Annotated in this window: 21 protein-coding genes; 19 read left to right on the top strand and 2 right to left on the bottom strand. The window is 63.2% G+C overall.

Translation table 11 applies throughout. The features are described 5' to 3' along the window. Positions 1-176 precede the first annotated feature (176 nt). The 16 genes from atpB to HMPREF3227_RS00565 all read left to right on the top strand — a co-directional run bounded on the left by atpB (position 177) and on the right by HMPREF3227_RS00565 (position 14,856). Positions 177-950: a F0F1 ATP synthase subunit A gene (atpB, locus tag HMPREF3227_RS00495; RefSeq protein WP_230384023.1), complete on the top strand. Its 774-nt coding sequence runs from the start codon at positions 177-179 to the stop codon at positions 948-950. Between the two features lie 104 nt (positions 951-1,054). Further along, a complete protein-coding gene (locus tag HMPREF3227_RS00500; protein ID WP_066490849.1) occupies positions 1,055-1,294 on the top strand; it encodes an ATP synthase F0 subunit C in 240 nt (79 codons plus the stop codon). A gap of 44 nt (positions 1,295-1,338) precedes the next feature. After that, positions 1,339-1,899 carry a F0F1 ATP synthase subunit B gene (locus tag HMPREF3227_RS00505; RefSeq protein WP_066490850.1) on the top strand — a complete coding sequence of 187 codons (561 nt, stop codon included), beginning with the start codon at positions 1,339-1,341 and terminating at the stop codon, positions 1,897-1,899. 6 nt (positions 1,900-1,905) lie between these two features. Continuing rightward, positions 1,906-2,724 (top strand): F0F1 ATP synthase subunit delta, encoded by an 819-nt coding sequence (locus HMPREF3227_RS00510; RefSeq protein WP_066490852.1) that lies wholly within the window; start codon positions 1,906-1,908, stop codon positions 2,722-2,724. Positions 2,725-2,809: 85 nt separating this feature from the next. Next, positions 2,810-4,450: a F0F1 ATP synthase subunit alpha gene (gene atpA / locus HMPREF3227_RS00515; RefSeq protein ID WP_066490863.1), complete on the top strand. Its 1,641-nt coding sequence runs from the start codon at positions 2,810-2,812 to the stop codon at positions 4,448-4,450. Between the two features lie 56 nt (positions 4,451-4,506). Continuing rightward, complete coding sequence (locus HMPREF3227_RS00520; protein WP_066490870.1) at positions 4,507-5,481, top strand: F0F1 ATP synthase subunit gamma; 975 nt, start codon at positions 4,507-4,509, stop codon at positions 5,479-5,481. 3 nt (positions 5,482-5,484) lie between these two features. Next, positions 5,485-6,933 carry a F0F1 ATP synthase subunit beta gene (gene atpD / locus HMPREF3227_RS00525; protein WP_066490872.1) on the top strand — a complete coding sequence of 483 codons (1,449 nt, stop codon included), beginning with the start codon at positions 5,485-5,487 and terminating at the stop codon, positions 6,931-6,933. A 10-nt stretch (positions 6,934-6,943) separates the two neighbouring features. Further along, positions 6,944-7,315, top strand: coding sequence for a F0F1 ATP synthase subunit epsilon (locus HMPREF3227_RS00530; RefSeq protein ID WP_066490883.1), 372 nt, complete (start codon positions 6,944-6,946; stop codon positions 7,313-7,315). 270 nt (positions 7,316-7,585) lie between these two features. Next, complete coding sequence (locus HMPREF3227_RS00535; RefSeq protein ID WP_231725114.1) at positions 7,586-8,089, top strand: DUF2550 domain-containing protein; 504 nt, start codon at positions 7,586-7,588, stop codon at positions 8,087-8,089. 81 nt (positions 8,090-8,170) lie between these two features. Further along, positions 8,171-8,863 (top strand): endonuclease NucS, encoded by a 693-nt coding sequence (gene nucS / locus HMPREF3227_RS00540; protein ID WP_066490892.1) that lies wholly within the window; start codon positions 8,171-8,173, stop codon positions 8,861-8,863. Then, a complete protein-coding gene (locus HMPREF3227_RS12710) occupies positions 8,863-9,147 on the top strand; it encodes a hypothetical protein (protein WP_068801669.1) in 285 nt (94 codons plus the stop codon). The genes nucS and HMPREF3227_RS12710 overlap by 1 nt, the downstream gene beginning before the upstream one ends. Positions 9,148-9,185: 38 nt before the next feature. Beyond that, entirely contained in the window at positions 9,186-11,288 is a 2,103-nt protein-coding gene (locus tag HMPREF3227_RS00545) for a RecQ family ATP-dependent DNA helicase (RefSeq protein WP_066509408.1), read from the top strand. Positions 11,289-11,356: 68 nt separating this feature from the next. Then, entirely contained in the window at positions 11,357-11,668 is a 312-nt protein-coding gene (locus HMPREF3227_RS00550; RefSeq protein WP_066490903.1) for a thiamine-binding protein, read from the top strand. A 3-nt stretch (positions 11,669-11,671) separates the two neighbouring features. Beyond that, a complete protein-coding gene (locus tag HMPREF3227_RS00555) occupies positions 11,672-12,583 on the top strand; it encodes a tetratricopeptide repeat protein (protein WP_066490908.1) in 912 nt (303 codons plus the stop codon). Positions 12,584-12,903: 320 nt separating this feature from the next. Next, positions 12,904-14,343 (top strand): cation:dicarboxylate symporter family transporter, encoded by a 1,440-nt coding sequence (locus HMPREF3227_RS00560; protein WP_066490913.1) that lies wholly within the window; start codon positions 12,904-12,906, stop codon positions 14,341-14,343. A 105-nt stretch (positions 14,344-14,448) separates the two neighbouring features. Further along, entirely contained in the window at positions 14,449-14,856 is a 408-nt protein-coding gene (locus tag HMPREF3227_RS00565) for an arsenate-mycothiol transferase ArsC (protein ID WP_066490914.1), read from the top strand. Between the two features lie 110 nt (positions 14,857-14,966). On the opposite strand, the gene glgB is transcribed toward HMPREF3227_RS00565, so the two are convergent. Both glgB and HMPREF3227_RS00575 read right to left on the bottom strand, forming a co-directional pair. Further along, positions 14,967-17,087, bottom strand: coding sequence for a 1,4-alpha-glucan branching protein GlgB (gene glgB, locus HMPREF3227_RS00570; RefSeq protein ID WP_066490926.1), 2,121 nt, complete (start codon positions 17,085-17,087; stop codon positions 14,967-14,969). Positions 17,088-17,216: 129 nt separating this feature from the next. Further along, positions 17,217-19,262 (bottom strand): maltotransferase domain-containing protein, encoded by a 2,046-nt coding sequence (locus tag HMPREF3227_RS00575; RefSeq protein WP_066509413.1) that lies wholly within the window; start codon positions 19,260-19,262, stop codon positions 17,217-17,219. A 67-nt stretch (positions 19,263-19,329) separates the two neighbouring features. Here HMPREF3227_RS00575 and HMPREF3227_RS00580 point away from each other — a divergent pair, with 67 nt between their 5' ends. The 3 genes from HMPREF3227_RS00580 to HMPREF3227_RS00590 are packed head-to-tail and all read left to right on the top strand — an operon-like array spanning position 19,330 to position 22,191. After that, complete coding sequence (locus HMPREF3227_RS00580) at positions 19,330-20,157, top strand: ABC transporter ATP-binding protein (RefSeq protein WP_066490930.1); 828 nt, start codon at positions 19,330-19,332, stop codon at positions 20,155-20,157. 22 nt (positions 20,158-20,179) lie between these two features. Beyond that, complete coding sequence (locus HMPREF3227_RS00585; RefSeq protein WP_066490937.1) at positions 20,180-21,040, top strand: NUDIX hydrolase; 861 nt, start codon at positions 20,180-20,182, stop codon at positions 21,038-21,040. Continuing rightward, the gene (locus HMPREF3227_RS00590) at positions 21,037-22,191 is read left to right on the top strand and encodes a THUMP-like domain-containing protein (RefSeq protein WP_066490951.1); all 1,155 of its coding nucleotides are present in this window, start codon (positions 21,037-21,039) and stop codon (positions 22,189-22,191) included. Before HMPREF3227_RS00585 ends, HMPREF3227_RS00590 begins: the two co-directional genes overlap by 4 nt. The last annotated feature ends 8 nt before the right edge of the window (positions 22,192-22,199 follow it).

A 22,199-nucleotide genomic window follows, 5' to 3' on the forward strand; every position in this document is an offset into this window, starting at 1 on the left:
TTGGTAAGTCCCTGCCACAACGTGTGATGTGCGACGGAGTCCAAGGTTGTGGCAGAGAGCTTGAGACGTCCATCGCACCGTGCGTGAGTTTTCACGAACTACGTACGGCCCAAACACGGGAGAGAACGCTGAGCGTTACAACTTTGGCCCTAAGTGGCCACTTCCACGAGCCCAACTTGGGTGAGGAATTCTTCCCGGGGCAAATTAATCCTTCTGAGCTGTTCCTTCGGGACTTTGCTGGCGGCGCGTTTGCGTTCGACCGCCTTATGTTCGTTCGCGTTTTGATGACGCTCGTTCTGGTGGTCCTTTTCGCGCTGGCTTTCAAGAACCCGAAGCTGGTTCCTAAGGGTCTGCAGAATGTCGGCGAGCACGCGGTCGATTTCGTCCGCATCTATATTGCTGAAGACATTCTGGGTAAGAAGGAGGCGAAGCGATTCCTTCCGATTATCGCGACCATCTTCTTCGCGGTCCTTTTTATGAACGTACCGACCATTATTCCGGGATTGAACATCTCTCCTAATGGTCGTATCGGCATGCCTATCGTGCTCGCCGCTGTTGCGTACATCGCCATGATTTACGCAGGCGCAAAGCGCTACGGCTTTGGCAAGTTCATCAAGTCGTCGGTGGTTATTCCTAACCTACCTCCGGCCCTGCACTTGCTCGTTGTGCCGATCGAGTTCTTCTCGACCTTCATTCTTCGACCGGTCACTCTTGCCATTCGTCTCATGGCGAACTTCCTGGCTGGACACATCATTCTGGTCCTGCTGTTCTCTGCTTCGAACTTCTTCTTCTGGCAGCTGAATGGTTGGACGGCTCTCTCGGGTGTCACCATCATCCTGGGTATTGCTTTCAGCTTGTTCGAAATCATCGTCATCTTCCTGCAGGCGTACATCTTCGCTCTGCTGACGGCGGTGTACATCGAGCTGTCCCTCCACGCGGATTCGCACTAGGGCGAAGGTCGGCTACACGACCTAAGAATTCTTTCAACTCCATCAACATCTTCATCCCGGACTGATACACAGGCCGGGGAACACGAAAGGGAACGACTTTCACCATGAACGAAATCATCCTGGCTGCTGACGCTGCTACCAAGTTCACTGGCTTCGGCACCATCGGCTACGGCCTTGCTGCTATCGGCCCGGGCATCGGCATCGGCATCGTCGCCGGCAAGACCGTCGAGGCAATGGCTCGCCAGCCCGAAATGGCCGGCCAGCTGCGTACCACCATGTTCCTGGGTATCGCCTTCACCGAGGCCCTCGCCCTCATCGGCCTGGTCGCCGGCTTCCTGTTCTAAAAAGTTCGCGTTAACCACACCAACCTTTTTAAGACTGGAGACCAATGAACAACGTCTTTTATTTGGCTGCGGCCGAAGAAGGGAACGAGGACTCGTTCTCGGTTCTTCTCCCCGCGACTTATGACATCGTCTGGTCTTTGATCTGTTTCGTAGTCATCTTGCTCCTGTTCTGGAAGTTCGTTCTTCCGGCGTACAACAAGATGCTCCAGGCACGCGAAGACCAGATCGAGGGCGGCCTGAAGCGCGCCGAGGCTCAGCAGGCTGAGGCCAAGGCTGCACTCGAGAAGTACAACGCTCAGCTGGCTGATGCCCGTGCCGAGGCTGCCGAGATCCGTGAGCAGGCGCGTGAGCGCGGCAAGCAGATCGAGACCGAGGCAAAGGCTCAGGCTGAAGAAGAGTCCCGCCGCATTGTCGCCGCTGGCGAGAAGCAGCTGGAAGCTTCCCGTGCACAGGTCGTTACCGAGCTGCGTTCCGAAATCGGTCAGAACTCCATCAACCTCGCAGAGAAGCTGCTGGGCGGCGAACTTTCGGACGCCACCCGCAAGTCCTCCACGATTGATGCTTTCCTGTCCGAGCTCGACACTGTGGCACCGGCCGGAAAGTAGGCAGACATGAAGGCAGCTAGCCGCGAAGCACTCGCGACCTCGCAGACCACCTTGGACTCTGTCCTTTACGGTGGCGACGCGGTCGCAGACTTTGCACGCACCGGCCTCGATCTGTTTGAGGTTGTCGAGGTTCTCGATGGCGACCGCGAGCTGCGCGGCGCCCTCAAGGACCCGGCTGCTTCTGCAGATGCTCGCAAGGCGCTCGTGAACACCCTGTTTGGTTCCAAGGTTTCGGACCGCGCTCTGCGCGTGCTCGAGGACGTTGTGACCCACCAGTGGTCGTCCGCTCGCGACCTCGTGAATGGCTTGGTTAATCTCGGCCGTCGCGCTCTTCTGCGCGGTGCCGAGGCTCAGGGCCAGTTGGGCCAGGTTGAAGACGAGCTCTTCCGCCTGTCGCGCATTCTGGACCGTGAGGGCGAGCTGACCCAGCTGCTTACCGATCGCACTGCTGAGTCTGCGCGTAAGCGCGGACTGCTGGCGAACGTGCTCTATGGCAAGGTCACGATGTTCACTGAGGCGCTTGCGCTTCAGACCATCGCTCGCCCCGAGCACAACCCGATTGATGACATTGCCGGTTTGGCATCCCAGGCAGCTGAGCTGCAGGGCCGCTCCATCGCCTATGTCACCTCCGCGGGCGCACTGAATGACAATCAGCAGCAAGCACTCGCCGACAAGCTGGGCAAGATTTACGGTCGTGCGATGTCCATTCACTCCGAGGTTGACGAAAGCATCCTTGGCGGAATGATCATCCGCGTCGGCGACGAGGTCATCGACGGTTCCACTGCGGGCAAGATTGCTCGTATGCGTACCGCGATGTCGAAGTAAAGGCTTTAGCCTTTCCTTCAGCTCGTCTTCGATGACGACACAACTTTAGAAATTATTGGACGATACTACCGAGAGTAGGAACAACATGGCGGAGCTGACGATCTCCTCCGATGAGATCCGTAGCGCGATTGCGAACTACACCTCGAGCTACTCCGCGGAGGCCTCCCGTGAGGAGACCGGCGTGGTGATTTCGGCAGCCGACGGTATTGCGCAGGTTTCTGGCCTGCCTTCCGTTATGGCTAACGAACTTCTCGAGTTCCCCGGCGGCGTGATTGGCGTCGCACAGAACCTCGACACCAACTCGATTGGCGTCGTTGTCCTGGGCAACTTCGAGTCCCTTACTGAGGGCGACGAGGTCAAGAGGACCGGCGAGGTTCTCTCCATTCCTGTGGGCGAGGCATTCCTCGGCCGCGTTATCAACCCCCTGGGCCAGCCGATTGACGGCCTTGGCCCGATTGAAGCCGAAGAGGACCGCGTCCTCGAGCTGCAGGCACCTTCCGTTCTCCAGCGTCAGCCGGTGGAAGAGCCGATGCAGACCGGCATCAAGGCTATCGATGCAATGACCCCGATTGGCCGTGGCCAGCGTCAGCTGATCATTGGCGACCGCAAGACCGGTAAGACCGCAGTCTGCATCGACACCATCCTGAACCAGAAGGCTAACTGGGAGTCCGGCGACAAGAGCAAGCAGGTTCGCTGCATCTACGTCGCTATCGGCCAGAAGGGTTCCACTATTGCTGGCGTGCGCCACACGCTCGAGCAGCACGGTGCCCTGGAGTACACCACCATCGTGGCTGCTCCGGCTTCTGACTCCGCAGGTTTCAAGTGGCTGGCACCGTTCTCCGGTGCTGCTCTTGGCCAGCACTGGATGTACCAGGGCGACCACGTCTTGATCATTTACGATGATCTGACCAAGCAGGCTGAGGCCTACCGTGCGATTTCCCTTCTGCTGCGTCGTCCGCCGGGACGCGAAGCATACCCGGGCGACGTCTTCTACCTGCACTCCCGTCTGCTGGAGCGTGCTGCAAAGCTCTCCGACGACATGGGTGCTGGTTCTATGACGGCTCTCCCGATCATCGAGACCAAGGCGAACGACGTCTCCGCCTTCATCCCGACCAACGTTATTTCCATTACCGACGGCCAGGTCTTCCTGGAGTCCGACCTGTTCAACCAGGGCGTCCGTCCGGCAATTAACGTCGGTGTGTCGGTGTCTCGTGTCGGTGGTGCCGCTCAGACCAAGGGTATGAAGAAGGTTGCCGGTAACCTGCGTCTGGACCTCGCGTCCTACCGCGACCTGCAGGCCTTCGCCGCGTTCGCGTCGGACCTTGACTCTGCTTCCAAGGCTCAGCTGGAGCGCGGTGAGCGCCTTGTCGAGCTGCTGAAGCAGTCCGAGTCCTCCCCGCAGCCGGTTGAATACCAGATGGTGTCCATCTTCTTGGCCGACGCCGGCATCTTCGACGTCGTTCCCGTCGAGGACGTTCGCCGCTTCGAGCGCGATGTGCAGGAGTACCTGCGTTCCAACGCGCCGCAGGTCTTCGAGCAGATTGCTGGCGGCCAGGCTCTGACCGACGAGTCCAAGGAAGCGCTTCTCGCTGGTGCAAAGGACTTCACTCCGACCTTCCAGACGACCGAGGGCCACAACCTCGGCACCGAGGCTCCGGTGGAGCCGCTGGCAGAGGCGGAGCACAAGAAGACCGAGCTCAACGTCTCCCGCAAGACGGCCAAGTAAGTCACACATCCAACGACTTTTAACCGTCTAGATTAAAGAAGGGAGGAGCGAACACCATGGCAAATCTTCGCGAATTGCGCGACCGTATCCGGTCCGTGAACTCGACTAAGAAGATCACCAAGGCTCAGGAGCTCATTGCTACCTCGCGCATTACCAAGGCGCAGGCTCGCGTGGAAGCGTCCCAGCCGTATGCACAAGAGTTGAACAACGTTATGAATCGACTCGCTGCGGCTAGCTCGCTCGACCACCCGATGCTTACGCCGCGTGAAGACACGCGTGTAGCTGCCATTCTCGTGGTCTCCTCGGACCGCGGTATGTGCGGTGGCTACAACAACAACGTCTTCAAGAAGGCGGCCGAGCTGGAAGCGGCGCTCAAGCAGCGCGGCCTCGAGGTCGTTCGTTACGTCACCGGCAACAAGGGCGTGGGCTTTTACAAGTTCCGCGAAGATCCGGTTGCAGGTGCCTGGACCGGTTTCTCTCAGGATCCGTCCTGGGAGGCAACCCACAACGTGCGCCGTCACATTATTGATGGCTTCCTCGCGGGTTCGAATGGTACGGCCAAGTCGCGTGAAGGCGTCAACGAGGGCCAGCCGGTCCGCGGTTTCGACGAGGTTCACGTTGTGTTCACGGAGTTTGAGTCCATGCTGTCTCAGACTGCGCGTGCGCAGCAGCTGCTGCCAGTCGTTCCGGTCATCCAGGAAGAGGATCTGCAGCTTCCGGAGTCCGCCACTGCGGCGACGACGGAAGAGGTTACTGCAGACTACGAGTTCGAGCCGGACGCAGACACTCTCATGAATGCCCTGCTTCCGCAGTATGTCTCGCGTACGCTGTTCTCCATGTTCTTGGAGTCTTCGGCGTCCGAGTCCGCTTCCCGACGCAACGCTATGAAGTCTGCAACTGATAACGCGACGGCCCTGGTCAAGGACCTGTCGCGTGTGGCCAACCAGGCCCGTCAGGCACAGATTACCCAGGAAATTACAGAGATTGTCGGTGGCGCTGGCGCGCTATCTGACAGCGCAGAAAGTGACTAGATTATGACTACAGCTCTGCAAGAGCAGAATGCACAGGATTCGGCGGTTGCCGGTCGCGTCGTGCGCGTCATCGGTCCGGTCGTCGACGTGGAATTCCCGCGCGGCGCACTGCCGGCACTGTACAACGCACTGCACGTCGAGATCTCCCTCGAAGCTGTTGCAAAGACTGTCACCCTCGAGGTCGCTCAGCACCTCGGTGACAACCTCGTCCGTGCCGTGTCCATGGCACCGACTGACGGCCTCGTTCGCGGTGCCGTCGTAACCGACACCGGCAAGCCGATTTCGGTTCCCGTCGGTGACATCGTCAAGGGCCATGTGTTCAACGCCCTCGGCGACTGCCTCGACCAGCCGGGTCTGGGCCGTGACGGCGAGCAGTGGGGCATCCACCGCGAGCCGCCGGCATTCGACCAGCTCGAGGGTAAGACCGAAATCCTTGAGACGGGTATTAAGGTCATCGACCTTCTGACCCCGTACGTCAAGGGCGGCAAGATTGGTCTCTTCGGCGGCGCAGGTGTGGGTAAGACCGTTCTTATCCAGGAGATGATTACTCGTATCGCACGCGAGTTCTCCGGTACCTCCGTTTTCGCCGGCGTCGGCGAGCGTACCCGTGAGGGCACCGACCTCTTCCTCGAAATGGAAGAGATGGGCGTTCTGCAGGATACGGCCCTTGTGTTCGGCCAGATGGACGAGCCGCCGGGAGTTCGTATGCGCGTGGCCCTGTCCGGCCTGACCATGGCGGAGTACTTCCGCGATGTCCAGAACCAGGACGTGCTGCTGTTCATCGATAACATCTTCCGTTTCACCCAGGCCGGTTCTGAGGTGTCGACCCTTCTGGGTCGTATGCCTTCTGCCGTGGGTTACCAGCCGACCCTGGCTGATGAGATGGGTGTTCTGCAGGAGCGCATTACCTCCACCAAGGGTAAGTCGATTACCTCCCTGCAGGCCGTCTACGTCCCGGCGGATGACTACACTGACCCGGCACCGGCGACGACCTTCGCCCACCTTGACGCCACGACCGAGCTTGACCGTGGTATCGCGTCCAAGGGTATTTACCCGGCCGTGAACCCGCTGACCTCGACGTCTCGTATCCTCGAGCCGTCCATCGTCGGCGAGCGCCACTACGCAGTTGCGCAGCGCGTCATCGGTATTCTGCAGAAGAACAAGGAACTCCAGGACATTATCGCCATCCTTGGTATGGACGAGCTGTCTGAAGAGGACAAGATCACCGTTCAGCGTGCACGTCGTATCGAGCGCTTCCTGGGCCAGAACTTCTTCGTCGCAGAGAAGTTCACCGGCCTGCCGGGCTCCTACGTCCCGCTGTCCGAGACGATCGACGCTTTCGAGCGCATCTGCAATGGCGAGTTCGACGCTTACCCGGAGCAGGCTTTCAACGGCCTGGGTGGCTTGGACGACGTCGAGGCTGCGTACAAGAAGCTGACCGAGAAGAAGTAGGGAGACGCACATGGCTGACATCACCGTGGAACTGGTTTCCGTCGAACGCATGCTGTGGACTGGCAAGGCCACCATCGTCACGGCTGAGACCACCGAGGGTGAGATCGGCGTGCTTCCTGGCCACGAGCCCATGATCGGCCAGCTGGTCGAGAACGGCGTCGTGACCATCCGTCCGGTCGACGGCGACCGTCGCGTCGCCGCCGTGTCGGGTGGCTTCCTCTCCATCAACGCAGACAAGGTGACCGTCCTTGCCGATTGGGCCGTGTGGTCCGACGAATACGGCAAGGACACCACCGTGGGCAACGAGCACACCAGCGAATGGCTGGAGAATGCTCGTAAGACCGCCGGTGAGCGCGCCGTCCGTCGTGCCCAGGAGTCTTAAGACTCTGCGGCTGGAGAGATGACAAGGGCAGCAAGGCCCTTCCTGCTCTCGCTTGAGTCGCATCCCGCCTGTCCTTCCTTCGGGAAGGGGAGGCGGGATTCGTCGTTTTGGCAGTCGGACCGGGTGCGTCTCTCGGCGCAACGAAATGCCCCGTGCCCACCACAAACGGGCCAGTACGCGTGTGATCCTTGACCCGCATTCGGTTATTTTTTAGCGCAAGGGAATGCGAACGCGCTAGAGTTGCCTCTAACCCCAATTTAGATTTATCTCTTGCATGGAGGTGGCACCGCCGTGGAGACCGTGATGACCATTCTGGGCTGGCTTGTTCTGCTCATCGTCGTCGTTGTGGTGCTGCTCGCCGCCGTGCGCTTCTTTGCTCTGCGTTCCAACGGCACCCAGGTGCTTCTGCGCACCGTGCCGGCCAAGGATACGCACAATTGGCGCCACGGCCTGCTGCGCTACCGTGGTGAGCTCATGGAGTTCTACAAGCTGCGTTCCGTATGGCCGGCCGCCGATCTTACGCTAGGTCGCCTCGACATCGAATTGTTGGGTTCTCGCACCCTCGACGATGACGAGGCTTCTTTTATGACGGAGGCCACCGAGGCCGTTCATTTCCAGGCCGCCGGCCAGGAGTACGAACTTGCCACGGATCTCCATGGGGCGATGGCGCTCAACGCTTGGGTTGAGTCGGCGCCGTCCAAGCGGCTTGAGCGCGTGGACATTAAGAAGCTGCGCGAGCGCGTGCAGCGGGATAAGCGCCAGCAGGGACGCTAAGCCAGCCTGCATGGCTGGGCACAAGGGGGCATCGGAAAGCCGATTGCAAGGGCGCGCGCCGTCCGCGCTAGGGTAGTGAGCATGCGTTTAGTCATCGCCCGTTGCTCCGTGGATTATGTTGGCCGTCTCGATGCACACCTGCCGCTCGCAGACCGCCTGCTCATCGTGAAGAAGGACGGCTCCGTGTCCGTCCACGCGGACGATCGCGCTTATAAGCCGCTCAACTGGATGCAGCCGCCGTGCACGCTCGAGGAGTCGCCCATTACGGACCTCGACGGCGAGGACACGGGCGAGATTCTGTGGCTCGTAGAAAATCCCAAGGGGGAGCAGCTGCGCATCACTATCCAGGAAATCCTCCACGAGTTCGCCTATGACCTCGGCGAGGACCCAGGCTTGGTGAAGGACGGTGTCGAGTCCCACCTGCAGGAGCTGCTCGCCGAGCACATCACGACCCTCGGTGAGGGCTATACCCTCGTGCGTCGCGAGTACCCCACGGCCATCGGACCCGTGGACATCATGGCGCGCGACGCTGAGGGCCACCACGTGGCCGTGGAGATCAAGCGCCGCGGGGGCATCGATGGCGTGGAACAGCTTACGCGCTACCTCGACCTGCTCAACCGCGACGCGCTGCTGGGTAAGGTCCAGGGCGTATTCGCTGCCCAAGAGATTAAGCCACAGGCTCGCACCCTCGCCGAAGACCGTGGCATCCGCTGCGTCGTGCTTGACTACCAGGATCTGCGCGGCATTGAGAGCAACGAGCTGCGCCTGTTCTAATGCCACGTCGCAACAGAAGAATCAAGACCGAACCACGCTACCTGCCTGCCGATGGCTCTTCTTTCTTCGGTTCCCAGACCGTCGAGGGGCCCAGCTGGACTCACGGCGAGCCCTACATTATGCGACACATCGGCTCGGCCGCTGCGAAGAAGTTCTATATCTGCCCCGGCTGCAACCAGAACATTCCGCCCGGCGTCGCGCACATCGTGGCATGGCCACGCGATACCGGCGGGCGCGCGGATGACCGCCGCCACTGGCACCGGCATTGCTGGGAACGCCGCTAGGGCGTGACGCTTCGCGCACGCCGATAGACTCGGAAGGCATGAACCCCGCAACCCGTGAAGAAGCCGACGTCCTCCTCCAAGGCATCGCCGGATCCGAGGCCCATCTGCGTGACGACCAGTGGACCGCCATCGACTCGCTCGTCAATCAGCGCCGCCGCATGCTCGTGGTGCAGCGCACTGGTTGGGGCAAGTCAGCCGTGTATTTCATCGCGGCCAAGTTGCTGCGTACCCGTGGCTTTGGGGCCTCGGTCATCATTTCGCCGCTGTTGGCGCTCATGCGCAACCAGGTGGAGGCCGCCGCCCGCGCGGGCATCCGCGCGGTGACCATTAACAGCGCGAACATGACGCAGTGGGATGATCTCCACGCCGCGATTGCTGCGGGGGAGGCTGACCTCGTGCTCATCTCTCCCGAGCGCCTCAATAATCCGTCCTTCCGCACCGCGGTGTTGCCCCAGCTTAGCCGTGCCGCCGGCATGCTCGTCGTTGACGAGGCGCACTGCATCTCCGATTGGGGCCACGACTTCCGCCCGGACTACCGGCGCATCAAGGATCTGCTCGCTGGCCTGCGCCCAGATACGCCGGTGCTGGCCACGACAGCGACGGCGAATGACCGTGTCGTCGCGGATGTTCAGGCACAGCTGGGGGAGAACACCGGCGTGCTGCGCGGCGGGCTCGACCGTGAGTCGCTTTACCCGGCGGTGCTGCGCCTCGAGGATACGACGCAGCGCCCGGCCTGGCTCGCGACGCACCTGCATGAGTTGCCCGGCTCGGGCATTATCTACTGCCTTACCGTCGCCGCGGCGGAGGACCTCGCGGAGGTGCTGCGCGGTGCCGGCTTTGAGGTCGCCGCCTACACCGGTCGCACAGAGGCCGAGGAACGCGAGCGCCTTGAGCAGGCACTCATCCACAATGAGCTCAAGGCGCTTGTAGCGACGTCCGCGCTGGGCATGGGCTTCGACAAGCCGGACCTGGGCTTCGTCATCCACGTCGGTGCACCCGGCTCGCCGGTGTCTTATTACCAGCAGATCGGCCGCGCGGGCCGCGGCACCGATCACGCGGAAGTCCTCCTTTTGCCCGGCGTCGAGGACCAGGACATCTGGGGTTATTTCGCGTCGCTTACCTTCCCTCCCGAGCCGGTCGTGCGCCAGCTCCTCGAGGTCCTCGCGAACACGGACGGCCCGTTGTCCACGGCGAAGATTGAGCCGCACGTGGACCTTAACCGTTCGCGTCTGGAACAGGCGCTCAAGGTCCTCGACGTAGACGGCGCCGTCCAGCGCGTGCAAGGCGGCTGGCAGTCCACCGGGCAGCCGTGGTCTTATGACTCGGCCCGCTATGAAGGCCTCGCCGCCGCGCGCACAGCGGAGCAGCAGGCCATGCTTGACTACGAGGCGACGACGGAATGCCGCATGCTCTTCCTGCGCCACCAGCTCGATGACGCCACCGCGACCGACCCCTGCGGTCGCTGCGACAACTGTACGGGCAGACGCTGGGATCCGAGCGTCGACGCCGCCGTCGGCCAGTCCGTTAGGGCGCAACTTACCGCGCCCGGCGTCGCACTCGCACATCGTAAGATGTGGCCGACGGGTATCACCCGGCCCGTCGCGGTCAAGGGCCGTATCAAGGGCGTGGGTGAAGGCAAGGCGCTCGGACGTCTCAATGACATTGGGCGTGGCCCGGCGCTTACCACGCTCGTCACGGAGCGTGCCTGGGTGCCCAGCCAGCCGTGGCAGCAGGACCCGTGGTTGCCGCAGGTCGTCGAGGTCCTCGCCGGCTGGGACTGGCAGACGCGTCCCACCTCCGTCGTCGCACTGGGCAACGTGGACCCGGAGACCACGGCGTTCGTCGAGCGCCTCGCCCAGGCGGTCGCAGGACTGGGACGCATGCAGTTCGCCGGCACCCTGCGCACCGCGCCCGGCGTCACGGAGGTCACCGCGCAGAACTCCGCCTACCGCGTCATGGGGCTGCTACAGCACTATGACTTTGCGAGCATCAATCAGGACGTCCTCACCGCGGCGGGCGGACCGGTGCTTCTCGTGACCGATCTCGTGGACACGGCGTGGTCCGTCACCGTCGCGGGCAGCGGCATTTTCACAACAACGGGGGCAGAAGTCCTGCCCTTTGCACTCGCGGCTCGGGGGTGATCACAGGGCTGATCGTTGAGTGCGATCCACCCGGCGGTGGGGTGGCTCGCGCGCGTAGAATCGCACGCATGATTGTCGCTTTTTCTGTCGCGCCCACGATTGTGGAGTCGCCCACCGCAGAGATGTCCGAGGCCGTCGCCGCCGCCGTGAAGGTCGTGCGCGAATCCGGCCTTCCCAACGAGACGAACGCCATGTTCACGCTCCTGGAAGGGGAGTGGGACGAGGTCTTCGCCGTCATTAAGAAGGCCACGGACGCCGTACGCGCGGTTTCGCCGCGTACGGGTCTTGTGATTAAGGCCGATATTCGCGAGGGCGTGACGGGCCAGCTCACCAGCAAGGTCGAGGCCGTCGAGCGCCACCTGAAGAATGGGGAGGTTTAAGCCATGACTATTCCGAATCGTTTCGTCGGCGGTGCCCTGGATCTGGGCGAGCTTAAAGCACGCAATGACGCGCGCGCCAAGGCGGCATCTGCCCCGCAGCCAGGTGGCTCGTCTGCCGGCGTCCAGCCCTTCTTCCAGGTGACCGAGGCCAACTTCGAAGAAGACGTCGCGCGCCGCAGCGCCCAGGTGCCCGTTGTCGTCCTCGTGGGCACGGCGCGCTCGCCGCAGTCGGAGCAACTGAAGGCCGATTTCGCGGAGCTCGCCGCGGCTGGCGGCCTGAAGTTCGTGGTCGGCTACGTCGACGCGGATGCCACCCCGCAGGTCGCGCAGGTCTTCGGCGTACAAAACCTGCCTACCGTCATTGCGCTCGCCGCGGGCAAGCCCATCACCCACTTCGAGGGGGGCCAGCCGCGCGAGAGCCTCGAGCAGTGGGTCGCCGCCCTCGTCCAGCAGGTCGGCGCCCAACTGTCGGGCATCCCGGACGCGGGGGATACGCCCCAGGAACCGGAGCTCGATCCGCGCGTGACGCAGGCCGAGGACGCGCTCAACGCGGGCGACTTCGACGCAGCCATCGCGGTCTACGACTCGATCCTCGCGGACGACCCGAAGGCAACGGACATCAAGCAGGCGCGCGACACCACGAAGCTGCTCAAGCGTATCTCCGGCGTCGAAGACCCCATCGCCGAGGCAGAGACCGACCCTTCGCCGGCCGCGCAGATGCATGCTGCGGACGCCGAGGTCGTCGCCGGCGTGCCGGAAAAGGCCTTTGACCGCCTTATTAACACGATGAAGGTCACGGCGGGTGACGAGAAGGCTGCGTTGCGCGACCGCCTGCTCGAGCTCTTCGGACTCTTCGACGCGGGCGACCCGCGTGTCCTCGCGGCACGTACCAAGCTGGCGAGCGCCCTGTACTAGGCGAGTGTGACCAGCTGCACGCTGCGGCGCGTCCAACAGCCACGATAACGACCTGGCTGTCGGGCTATCCCCCGCACGGGTGAGAGAAATGCTCACCCGTGCGGGGCTTTGTGTTCGCTTGGCGAATTTCGCGGACACCCCTTTCCTAGCCCCGGGGTTAAAACCACATTAACCCTGTACTTCCTAGGTTTCGCGACAGAAAAGAGCGGGTCTAGTATCCCTATATCACCCGTACGTGAGCCGCTTCACGTTTGGTGCAGAAGACGATACATAACTCTGTGCGCTATCGAGCGGCTCACACTTTCAAGAAAGGGACGGCTATGGTTTCGCCAGTTACCACCACCCCAAAAATTGCTCAGGCGAAGGGTCCGAAGAAAGACCGCACGCACTGGCTCTACATTGCTGTCATCGTCGCGGTCGTCGGTGGCGTGGTTTTCGGCCTCGTCGCGCCGGAGGCCGCCGCGCCGTTTAAGATCCTCGGCACGATGTTCGTGAGCCTCATCAAGATGATCATTGCCCCGGTCATCTTCTGCACCATCGTGCTCGGCATTGGCTCCGTGCGTGCCGCAGCCTCGGTGGGCAAGGCCGGCGGCATCGCCCTGGCGTACTTCATCATCATGTCGACCTTCGCGCTCGGCGTGGGCCTCCTCGTCGGTAACTACATCGAGCCGGGCACCGGTTTGGACATCTCTGCTTCGCAAGGCGCTGCGGATTCCTTTATTGCTCAGGCAGAAGAGAGCCACGAGGGCCTCACGGGCTTCATTGCGTCTATCATCCCGGACACGCTGTTCTCGTCCTTTACGTCGGGCTCGGTGCTCCAGGTTCTCTTCGTCGCGCTACTCTGCGGCTTCGCCGTGCAGTCCATGGGCCCGTCGGGTGAGCCCATCCTCGCGTTCATTGCGCACCTCCAGCGCCTCGTGTTTAAGCTGCTGTCGATGATCCTCTGGGTCGCGCCCATCGGCGCGTTCGGCGCGATGGCCGGCGTGGTTGGCGCCACCGGCTTCGATGCCGTGAAGTCGCTCGCCATCCTCATGCTGGCGTTCTACATCACGTGTTTCCTCTTCGTTTTCCTCGTACTCGGTACCATCGCCCGCGTCTTCGGCGGCATCTCCATGTGGAAGCTGTGCAAGTACCTGGGCCGCGAGTTCCTCCTCATCCTCGCGACCTCGTCCTCCGAGTCCGCGCTTCCGAACCTCATGCGCAAGATGGAGCACCTCGGCGTGGAAAAGCCCACCGTCGGCATCGTGGTCCCGACTGGTTACTCCTTCAACCTTGACGGCACCGCCATCTACCTCACGCTGTCTTCCATCTTCATCTCGGAGGCCATGCACATGCCCATGAACCTGGGCGAGCAGATCGGCCTGTTGGTCTTCATGATCATCGCCTCCAAGGGCGCGGCCGGTGTCTCCGGCGCCGGCATCGCGACGCTGGCCGCGGGCCTGCAATCGCACCGCCCGGAGCTCCTGCACGGCGTGGACATCATCGTCGGTATTGACCGCTTCATGTCCGAGGCCCGCGCGCTGACCAACTTCGCGGGCAACGCCCTGGCCACGGTCCTGATCGGCCGCTGGACGCACTCTGTCGACATGAACCGCGTTCACCAGGTGCTCGACGGCCAGCTGCCTTATAAGGAGACCGACCTCGACAGCGACGTCGACCTCAAGCTGCCGGACGTCGTCAACCCCGCCAACGAGACGCTGCAGCCTACGCAGCAGATTGACCTGGACAACTACGAGAAGGGCTCGGGCATCTACAAGTAAGAGCTCAACCCCACCCGCCCGCGCTGCCATTCAACCGGCCGTGCGGGCGTTGTCATGTCTACAATGACCCACATCAACCGTGTTCTGTACTGAAAGGTGACCACCATGCTCTCCGTTTACTTCCTGTGCAATAGCAACCGTGGCAAGTCCCAGATGGCCGAGGCGCTGGCGCGTAAGCACGCTCCGGAGTGGGAGACGTACTCCGCGGGCGTGAAGGTCACGAAGTCGGGTGCCGAGGGTGAGGTTAACCAGGAGTCCGTCGAGGCGCTCGCCGAGGTCGGCGCGGACATGACCCACGGCCGAGTCGAGGCCGTGGACCCACAGTTGCTGCGCAGCGTCGACCACGTGGTCATCGTGGGTGGCGCGGAGCTGGACTGGCCGGAGGACGCGACTGGAAAGCTGGAGCGCTGGGAGGTATCCGAACCCGTCGATCAGGACATCCACGGCATGGAACGCATGCGGATTATCCGCGACGAGATTGACGCGCACGTGCGCGGGCTCGTGGGGAAGTAGTCCGGAGATCTGAAAATGACCACAACGTCCGAATAAGCCTGAAAAGTTGTGATTTTTGGGACCTTATTCGGGCGTTGTGGTCATTGCGTCTCAGGGCGAGACTGGAAGAACTAGCCGCGGTAGACGTACCACTGCGCCGAGTTGGCGGGCAGGTGCAGCCAGGCACCGTCGTCGCCCGCGGTGAACTCGGAGGGCAGGTTGTTGCCCGCGCCCTCGTAGCTGGAGTCATCCGTGTTGAGGACGAGCTCCCAGCAGCCCGGACGGGTGGGGTGGAGCTGGTAATGAGTGTGGGAGGAACCGGAGAGGTTGATGACCGCGAGCAGCGCGGAGCCGTCCTCGCCGTAGCGCTCGTAGGCGAGCACGCTGCCGTTGGCATCATCGCCCACGACCCAGTGGAAGCCAGAGGGATCGAAATCGCGCGTGTAGAGCGCCGGAGTGTTCTTGTATAGAGCACCGAGGTCGCGCGAGAGCTTCTTGATGCCCTGGTGCCACTCGTGGCCCCAGCCTTCCAGGTTGGACCAATCGACGGAAGAAGACTCGTTCCACTCGGTGGTCTGGCCGAATTCCTGGCCCATGAACAGCAGGTTCTTGCCGGGGTGGGAGTACATGTAGGCATACAACGCGCGCACGCCGGCCGCCTTGTTCCAGTCATCGCCAGGCTGGCGGCCCCAGATGGTGCCCTTGCCGTGGACGACTTCGTCATGGCTAAACGGCAGGATGTAGTGCTCGGAGTAGGCGTAGACCATGGAGAAGGTGAGCTCACCGTGGTGGTAGGAGCGGTGGACCGGCTCGCGCTTGAAGTACTCGAGCGTGTCGTTCATCCAGCCCATGTTCCACTTAAAGTCGAAGCCCAGGCCGCCGTCGGAGGTGGGGCGGGTAACACCATCCCAGGAGGTGGACTCCTCAGCGATGGTCCACACGCCCGGGTGGGCGCGGTGGAGCGTCCCGTTGGTTTCCTGGAGGAACTGGACAGCCTCGAGGTTCTCGCGGCCGCCGTACTGGTTGGGCAGCCACTCCTCGCGGGAGTAGTCGAGGTAAAGCATGGAGGCCACGGCGTCGACGCGCAGGCCGTCGACGTGGTATTCCTCGGCCCAGTACAGAGCGTTGGCGACCAGGAAGTTGCGAACCTCGTTGCGACCGAAGTCGAAGACGTAGGTACCCCAGTCGGACTGCTCGCCACGTCGGGGGTCCGGGTGCTCGTAGAGGGCTTGGCCGTCGAAGCGGCCGAGCGCGAACTCGTCCTTGGGGAAGTGCGCGGGGACCCAGTCGATGATGACGCCAATGCCCGCCTGGTGGAGGGCATCGATTAGCGCCTTGAGATCCTCTGGCGAGCCCCAGCGCGCGGAGGGCGCGTAGTAGCCGGAGACCTGGTAGCCCCAGGAGCCGCCGAAGGGGTGCTCGGCGACGGGCATCAACTCGACATGCGTGTAGTTGTGCTCCAAGAGGTAGGGGATGAGCTCCTCACGCAGCACGTTGTAATTCGAACCGATCTTCCAGGAACCGACGTGGACCTCATAGATATTGACCGGCACGTTGATATCGCCGGTGCGTGCGTCGATCCATTTGTGGTCGTTCCACTTGTAGGTGGAGCGGGCGACGACGGAGTCCGTCGCCGGCGGGGCAACGGTGGCCTTGGCGAGCGGGTCGGCCTTGTCGATGCGGCCGGAGTGCTTGGTCTGGATGGCAAACTTGTAGCGCTCGCCCACGCCGATGCCAGGGACGAAGACTTCCCAGATGCCCGTGGAGCCTAGCGAGCGCATGGGGTATTGGGTGGGGTTCCATCCGCAGAAGTCGCCGACGACGGCGACGCCCACGGCGTTGGGGGCCCACACGGCGAAGGCGACGCCCTCGACGACGCCGAGATCCGTCTCATAGGACTTGAGGTTCGCGCCGAGCACCTCCCACAGGCGCTCGTGGCGGCCCTCCCCGATAAGGTGCAGGTCAAAGGTACCGAGCGTAGGGAGGAAGTGGTAGCCGTCGGCCACCTCGCGGGCGGGCTGGCCCGGATAGGTCACGCGCAGGCGGTAATCGGCCTCGCGAACCAAGCAGGCTTCCCAGATGTCATTGCCCACGTTCGTCATGGCAATGGTTTTCTCGGCCGTGACGAGCTCGACCGACTCGGCACCCGGCTTGCGGGTGCGCACGACGCCGTCGTGCCAGCCATAGAAATCGTGCGGCGCCCAGTGGCGGCAGGAGTTGAGGAGATCGAGGTCAGACTGCGGGATGCTCATAGAGTCAAAAGTACCTTTATAGAGGGGTGCGTGCAGGCGATGTGAGTTTTCTCTTGATCGGCACCGAGCGGTTGATATTGTGCCCGCGGACCCTGCTCACTCGAACGGGCGTGCAGGGCCTGGCTGGCACTAGGCGCGGTAGGTGTCCTGCGGACGCCAGGCCAGCTGCGTGCGGCGGTCCTCGGCGACGGTGGGCAGCACGAGGACGTGGGCGACGTCGCCCTGCGGGGCGAGGCGCACGAAGTTGTGCGGCCCCCACGTGAATGTCTTGCCCGAGATTTTGTCGTGGACCTCAAAGCTTGCGCCTTCGTCCTGGCCGATGGCCGCGTAATTGATGTGGACGGTGGCTTCCTGGGTATTGCGCGGGTCGAGGTTGACCACGGTGAGCACGACGTTGCCCGTGGCGGCGTCCGCCTTGGAGTAGGCCATGACGTTGTCATTGTCTACCTCGTGGAAGGTGAGCGCGCGCAGCTGCTGCAAGGCCGGGTTTTCGCGGCGGATGCGGTTGAGCATCCCGATGTAGGGCTCGAGCGAGTCGCCGGAGTTGAGCGCCGCCTGGAAGTCGCGCGGGCGCAGCTCGTACTTTTCGGAGTCGAGGTATTCCTCACTGCCGGGCTTGACGGCCTCGTGCTCGTAGAGCTCGAAGCCGGAGTACACGCCCCATAGCGGGGAGAGCGTCGCGGCGAGCGTGGCGCGGATGGCGAACATGGCGCGTCCGCCGGTCTGCAAGGACTCGTGCAGGATGTCTGGGGTGTTGACAAACATATTGGGGCGGCAGATATCGGCCTGCTCCAGGTGGTGCTGAACGAACTCCGTGAGGTCGTACTTGGAGTTCTGCCACGTGAAGTAGGAGTAGGACTGCGAAAAGCCCGCCTTGGCCAGGCCCAGCAGGCGCGGGGCGCGCGTGAACGCCTCGGCGAGAAAGATGATGTCTGGGTGCGTGGCATGCACCTTGGCGATGAGCCACGCCCAGAAGTTGGCGGGCTTGGTATGCGGGTTGTCCACGCGGAAGGTCTTTACACCGGCGTTCACCCAGATCATGACCATGTCGTAGATGGCCTCGTAGATGCCGTCTGGGTCGTTGTCGAAGTTGAGCGGGTAGATGTCCTGGTACTTCTTGGGTGGGTTCTCTGCATACGCGATGGTGCCGTCGTCGAGCACCGTGAAGAACTCCGGGTTGGACTGCGCCCATGGGTGGTCCGGTGCGCACTGGAGGGCCAGATCGAGGGCGACCTCGAGGCCGAGCGACTCGGCGTAGGAGAGGAGGTCCTTGAAGTCCTCCATTGTGCCCAGCTCCGGGTGCGTGGTCGTGTGGTCCTGGATGGCCCACGGGGAACCCACGTCGCCCGGCTGTGCAGTCACCGCATTGTTGCGGCCCTTGCGGTGCACCTCGCCGATGGGATGAATGGGCGGGAAGTAGACGGTGTCAAAACCCATCTCCGCCACGCGGGGCAGCGCGCGCTTCGTGGTCTCAAAGGTGCCGTGGACGGGGTTGCCATCTGCGTCCCAACCGCCGGTGGAGCGGGGGAAGAGCTCGTACCAAGAGCTGTAGCGGGCCTTGGCACGCTCGACGTCGACTTCGTAAATCTCGCTTTCGGTGATGAGCTCGCGCAGCGGGTGGTGCTCGAGAATTTCGGTGACCTCGGGGGAGAAGGCGGGGGCGACGCGCTCGGTGAAGGGGGCATCGGAAGCAAGTGCCTTGGCCGCAGCGAAGAGCGGGCCCGCCTGGTCCGTGGGGGTCTGGAGTGCGGCGCGGGTAAAGAGGTCGGCGCCGTGGGAGAGATCGTTGGCGAGCTCCTGCTCGGATTGGCCGGCGTCCATCTTCTTCGTCACGGCGTTGCGCCACGTGGCCATGACATCGCTCCACGCGTCGACGCGGAAGAACCAGCGGCCCGGGGTGGCGGGGGTAAAGACGGCATGGACGCGATCCGGGTTGACGGGGTCGAAGTCCATGGTCGTCGAGGAGACCGTGGAGGCCTCCGCATTCCACACAGACAGCGTGGCGGCGATGGCGTCGTGGCCTTCGCGCCAGACCAAGGCCGTGACGGGGATGACCTCCCCAACGGTGCCCTTGGAGGGCAGCTTCCCGCCGGAGATGACGGGGCGGACATCGTCAATGCCCAGGCGGCCGAAAGCGTGGCCGTATATGCGCGGGGAGGAGGTGGGAGAAGTCATGCCTTTCAGCCTAACCTAGCTGTGTCACTTTCACCGGGGAAGTGGAACGTAAGGCACTATAGAGGGCATGACTGCGCAAGAGATCGCCGAACCTGAATACGTGGCTGACCCCGACCTTCTGATCGACTTCCACGGCGTGGAGCTGCGCCGCGGTGGACGCACCCTTGTAGGTCCCATCGATTGGCAGGTAGAGCTCGACGAACGATGGGTCATTATCGGCCCCAATGGCGCGGGCAAGACCTCCCTTGTCCGCATGGCCGCGGCGGAGGAATTCCCGTCCAAGGGCACGGCGTTCTTAATGGGCGAGCGCATCGGCAAGACGGACATGCGCGACTTGCGCGCGCTCATCGGCATTTCCTCGGCCGCCGTGCAGCACCGCATCCCGGACAATGAGCGGGTCGACGATCTGGTCATCTCCGCCGGCTACGCCGTGCTCGGACGCTGGCGTGAGGAATACCAGGATATGGATTTCGGCCGCGTCGAGGAAATTCTCGCCCAGGTGGGGGCGACCCACCTGGCCAAGCGCACGTGGGGCACCTTGTCCGAGGGTGAGAAGAAGCGCGTCATCTTGGCCCGCGCCCTCATGGTCAACCCGGAGCTGCTCATCCTCGACGAGCCCTCCGCGGGCATGGACTTGGGCGGCCGCGAGGACCTCGTGGGTTACCTGGGGGATTTGGCGCTCGATCCGGACGCCCCGGCGATCGTGATGATTACCCACCACGTCGAGGAGATCCCGTACGGCTTTACTCACGCGATGATCCTCGACGAGGGCAAGGTCGTGGACATGGGCCTTATCAATAGCGTGCTGACTTCTGAGAACCTCTCCACGGCGTTCCATCAGCCTATTCAGGTTGACCGCATTGGAGAGCGCTATTTCGCCCGCCGCGTGCGCTAGGTTGCGGTAATCTGGCTTCACTATGCCAACCTATCGGGACCCTAACCGGACTTATTTCCGTGATGGCGTCGGTGAGCACGACGCCATCGACCACGCGGACCATACCGGTTTCAACGGCGGCAAGCTGGCTGCCACCGTCCTTATCGTTCGCGATGGCGAGGACGGACTCGAGGTCTGGGTACAAGAACGCGTGTCCACCATGCGCAATTATCCGGGGCATGTCGTATTCCCCGGCGGCGGCGTCGACCCCCGCGACTTCCCGCCGCGCACGTGGGATTCCGGCGAGCTGTGGTCCGGCGCGTCCACCATTTCCATGGCCCGCAAGATGGGCGTGACCCGCTACAAGACGCACGCCCTCGTCTTCGCCGCTGCCCGCGAGCTCTTTGAGGAGGCCGGCACGCTTCTGGTGCGCGGCCTGTCCGGCGAGGTTCTCGAGGATGCGCGCCGCTATCACGACGAGCGCCTTGAGCTCGAAAACCACACCATCTCCTTTACAGAGTTCCTCTCGCGCCGCCGCTTCAAGCTCGACGCAGATATGCTGCGCCCCTGGGCGCGCTGGGCGGGCGTCGATAAAGGCCAGTGGTTCGACACGTTCTTCTTTATCGCGACGCTGCCTCCGGGCCAGGAGCCGGACGCCACGACCTTTGAAGCCGCTGACGCCAACTGGTTCCCGCCCCAGCTCCTCCTCGACGGATGGCGCGCCGGGCTCGTGCGCCTTGCCCTGCCCACGTGGCGCCAGCTTGCCCGCCTCGCGGAGCACGACAGCGTCTCCGGCGTGATCAAGGCCGCGGCCAATGCTGACCTGCGCCCCGTCATCGGCGACCCAGTCGACGACCCACACTACAGCGACTACTTCGAGACCAACCCGGTGGACCGCATATGAGTTTTACCCTCGACGAGGTCGCCTTCCTCGCGGCCCACACCTTCGACCACGATCTTGAACTCACTCCCAAGACCCAGCTCAAGGACGTGGAGTTCCTCCGCGGGCTCTACGGCGAGCACGCCCGCGCCGTCGCCGAGCTCCTCCAGGCCCGCCGCTCGGGCAAGCTCCCTGCTCACTGGCTTGCCGATGCCACCTCGGTCCAACAAGCCACCCCACCCGCCGTCGCGTCCTTCCGCGCCCAGCACTTGGCTGCGCTCGGCGTTGAGTTCGTCCACGACGTCACCTGTTCCATCGGCACTGAGGGGGCATTGCTTCGCACTGCCCGAATTGACTATGTCGGCTCCGACCTCGACGCCTCACGCTTGGCCATGGCCCGCCACAACGTGCCCGACGGCTGGTTCGTCCGCGCGGATGCCTTGGCACCCGTGACCAACTCCGGCGTCGTCGTCGCCGACCCCGCCCGTCGCGCGGGTGGGCGCCGCATTACCGACCCCGCCAAGCTTCTTCCTCCGCTGCCAGACCTCGTCGCCGCGTACCCCGGCCGTCCCCTGGCCATCAAGTGCGCGCCGGGCCTCGACTTCTCCGAGTGGGACGGCGGCGTGGACATCGTCTCCGTCGACGGCGGCGTCAAGGAGGCCTGCCTCTACACGCCGGACCTCGCCGCCGCTCGCCGCCGCGCGGTCATCCTCCGCGACGGCCACACGGACATCGTCACGGACGCGCCCGTCGATCCACCCGCGCCCGGCGAGCCCGGCCGCTTCATCCTCGAGCCCGACGGCGCCATCATCCGCGCCGGGCTCGTCCAGCATTACGCCGCGCGCGAGGGGCTCTGGCAGCTCGACGAGCACTTGGCCTACCTCACCGGCGACCGGCTGCCCACGGGCACCTCGGGATTTGAATTCATCGAGCAGGTCCCCCTCAAGAAGCTCAAGGCCGCGCTCGCTTCGTACGACTGTGGCCGCGCGGAAATCCTCGTGCGTGGCGTGAACGTCGACCCAGACCAGCTCCGCAAGAAGCTCAAGCTGCGGGGCCCCGCAGCGCTCACGGTGGTGGTGGCGCGCGTCGACGACGGCCTCGCGGGCTCGGCCGCCGGAAGTTCGCGGCAGGTCGCATTTATCTGCGGCCCCCGAGTATCATCGAGCAAGGTTTAGCTAACTTT

The sequence above is a fragment of the Corynebacterium sp. CMW7794 genome (genome assembly GCF_001563605.1).
GTDB classification, from domain to species: domain Bacteria; phylum Actinomycetota; class Actinomycetes; order Mycobacteriales; family Mycobacteriaceae; genus Corynebacterium; species Corynebacterium phoceense.

Coding starts and splice junctions, on each gene's coding strand:
- HMPREF3227_RS00500 (WP_066490849.1), top strand. CDS start 1,055: ATGAACGAAATCATCCTGGCTGCTGACGCTGCTACCAAGTTCACTGGC.
- HMPREF3227_RS00505 (WP_066490850.1), top strand. CDS start 1,339: ATGAACAACGTCTTTTATTTGGCTGCGGCCGAAGAAGGGAACGAGGAC.
- HMPREF3227_RS00510 (WP_066490852.1), top strand. CDS start 1,906: ATGAAGGCAGCTAGCCGCGAAGCACTCGCGACCTCGCAGACCACCTTG.
- atpA (WP_066490863.1), top strand. CDS start 2,810: ATGGCGGAGCTGACGATCTCCTCCGATGAGATCCGTAGCGCGATTGCG.
- HMPREF3227_RS00520 (WP_066490870.1), top strand. CDS start 4,507: ATGGCAAATCTTCGCGAATTGCGCGACCGTATCCGGTCCGTGAACTCG.
- atpD (WP_066490872.1), top strand. CDS start 5,485: ATGACTACAGCTCTGCAAGAGCAGAATGCACAGGATTCGGCGGTTGCC.
- HMPREF3227_RS00530 (WP_066490883.1), top strand. CDS start 6,944: ATGGCTGACATCACCGTGGAACTGGTTTCCGTCGAACGCATGCTGTGG.
- nucS (WP_066490892.1), top strand. CDS start 8,171: ATGCGTTTAGTCATCGCCCGTTGCTCCGTGGATTATGTTGGCCGTCTC.
- HMPREF3227_RS12710 (WP_068801669.1), top strand. CDS start 8,863: ATGCCACGTCGCAACAGAAGAATCAAGACCGAACCACGCTACCTGCCT.
- HMPREF3227_RS00545 (WP_066509408.1), top strand. CDS start 9,186: ATGAACCCCGCAACCCGTGAAGAAGCCGACGTCCTCCTCCAAGGCATC.
- HMPREF3227_RS00550 (WP_066490903.1), top strand. CDS start 11,357: ATGATTGTCGCTTTTTCTGTCGCGCCCACGATTGTGGAGTCGCCCACC.
- HMPREF3227_RS00555 (WP_066490908.1), top strand. CDS start 11,672: ATGACTATTCCGAATCGTTTCGTCGGCGGTGCCCTGGATCTGGGCGAG.
- HMPREF3227_RS00560 (WP_066490913.1), top strand. CDS start 12,904: ATGGTTTCGCCAGTTACCACCACCCCAAAAATTGCTCAGGCGAAGGGT.
- HMPREF3227_RS00565 (WP_066490914.1), top strand. CDS start 14,449: ATGCTCTCCGTTTACTTCCTGTGCAATAGCAACCGTGGCAAGTCCCAG.
- glgB (WP_066490926.1), bottom strand. CDS start 17,087: ATGAGCATCCCGCAGTCTGACCTCGATCTCCTCAACTCCTGCCGCCAC.
- HMPREF3227_RS00575 (WP_066509413.1), bottom strand. CDS start 19,262: ATGACTTCTCCCACCTCCTCCCCGCGCATATACGGCCACGCTTTCGGC.
- HMPREF3227_RS00580 (WP_066490930.1), top strand. CDS start 19,330: ATGACTGCGCAAGAGATCGCCGAACCTGAATACGTGGCTGACCCCGAC.
- HMPREF3227_RS00585 (WP_066490937.1), top strand. CDS start 20,180: ATGCCAACCTATCGGGACCCTAACCGGACTTATTTCCGTGATGGCGTC.
- HMPREF3227_RS00590 (WP_066490951.1), top strand. CDS start 21,037: ATGAGTTTTACCCTCGACGAGGTCGCCTTCCTCGCGGCCCACACCTTC.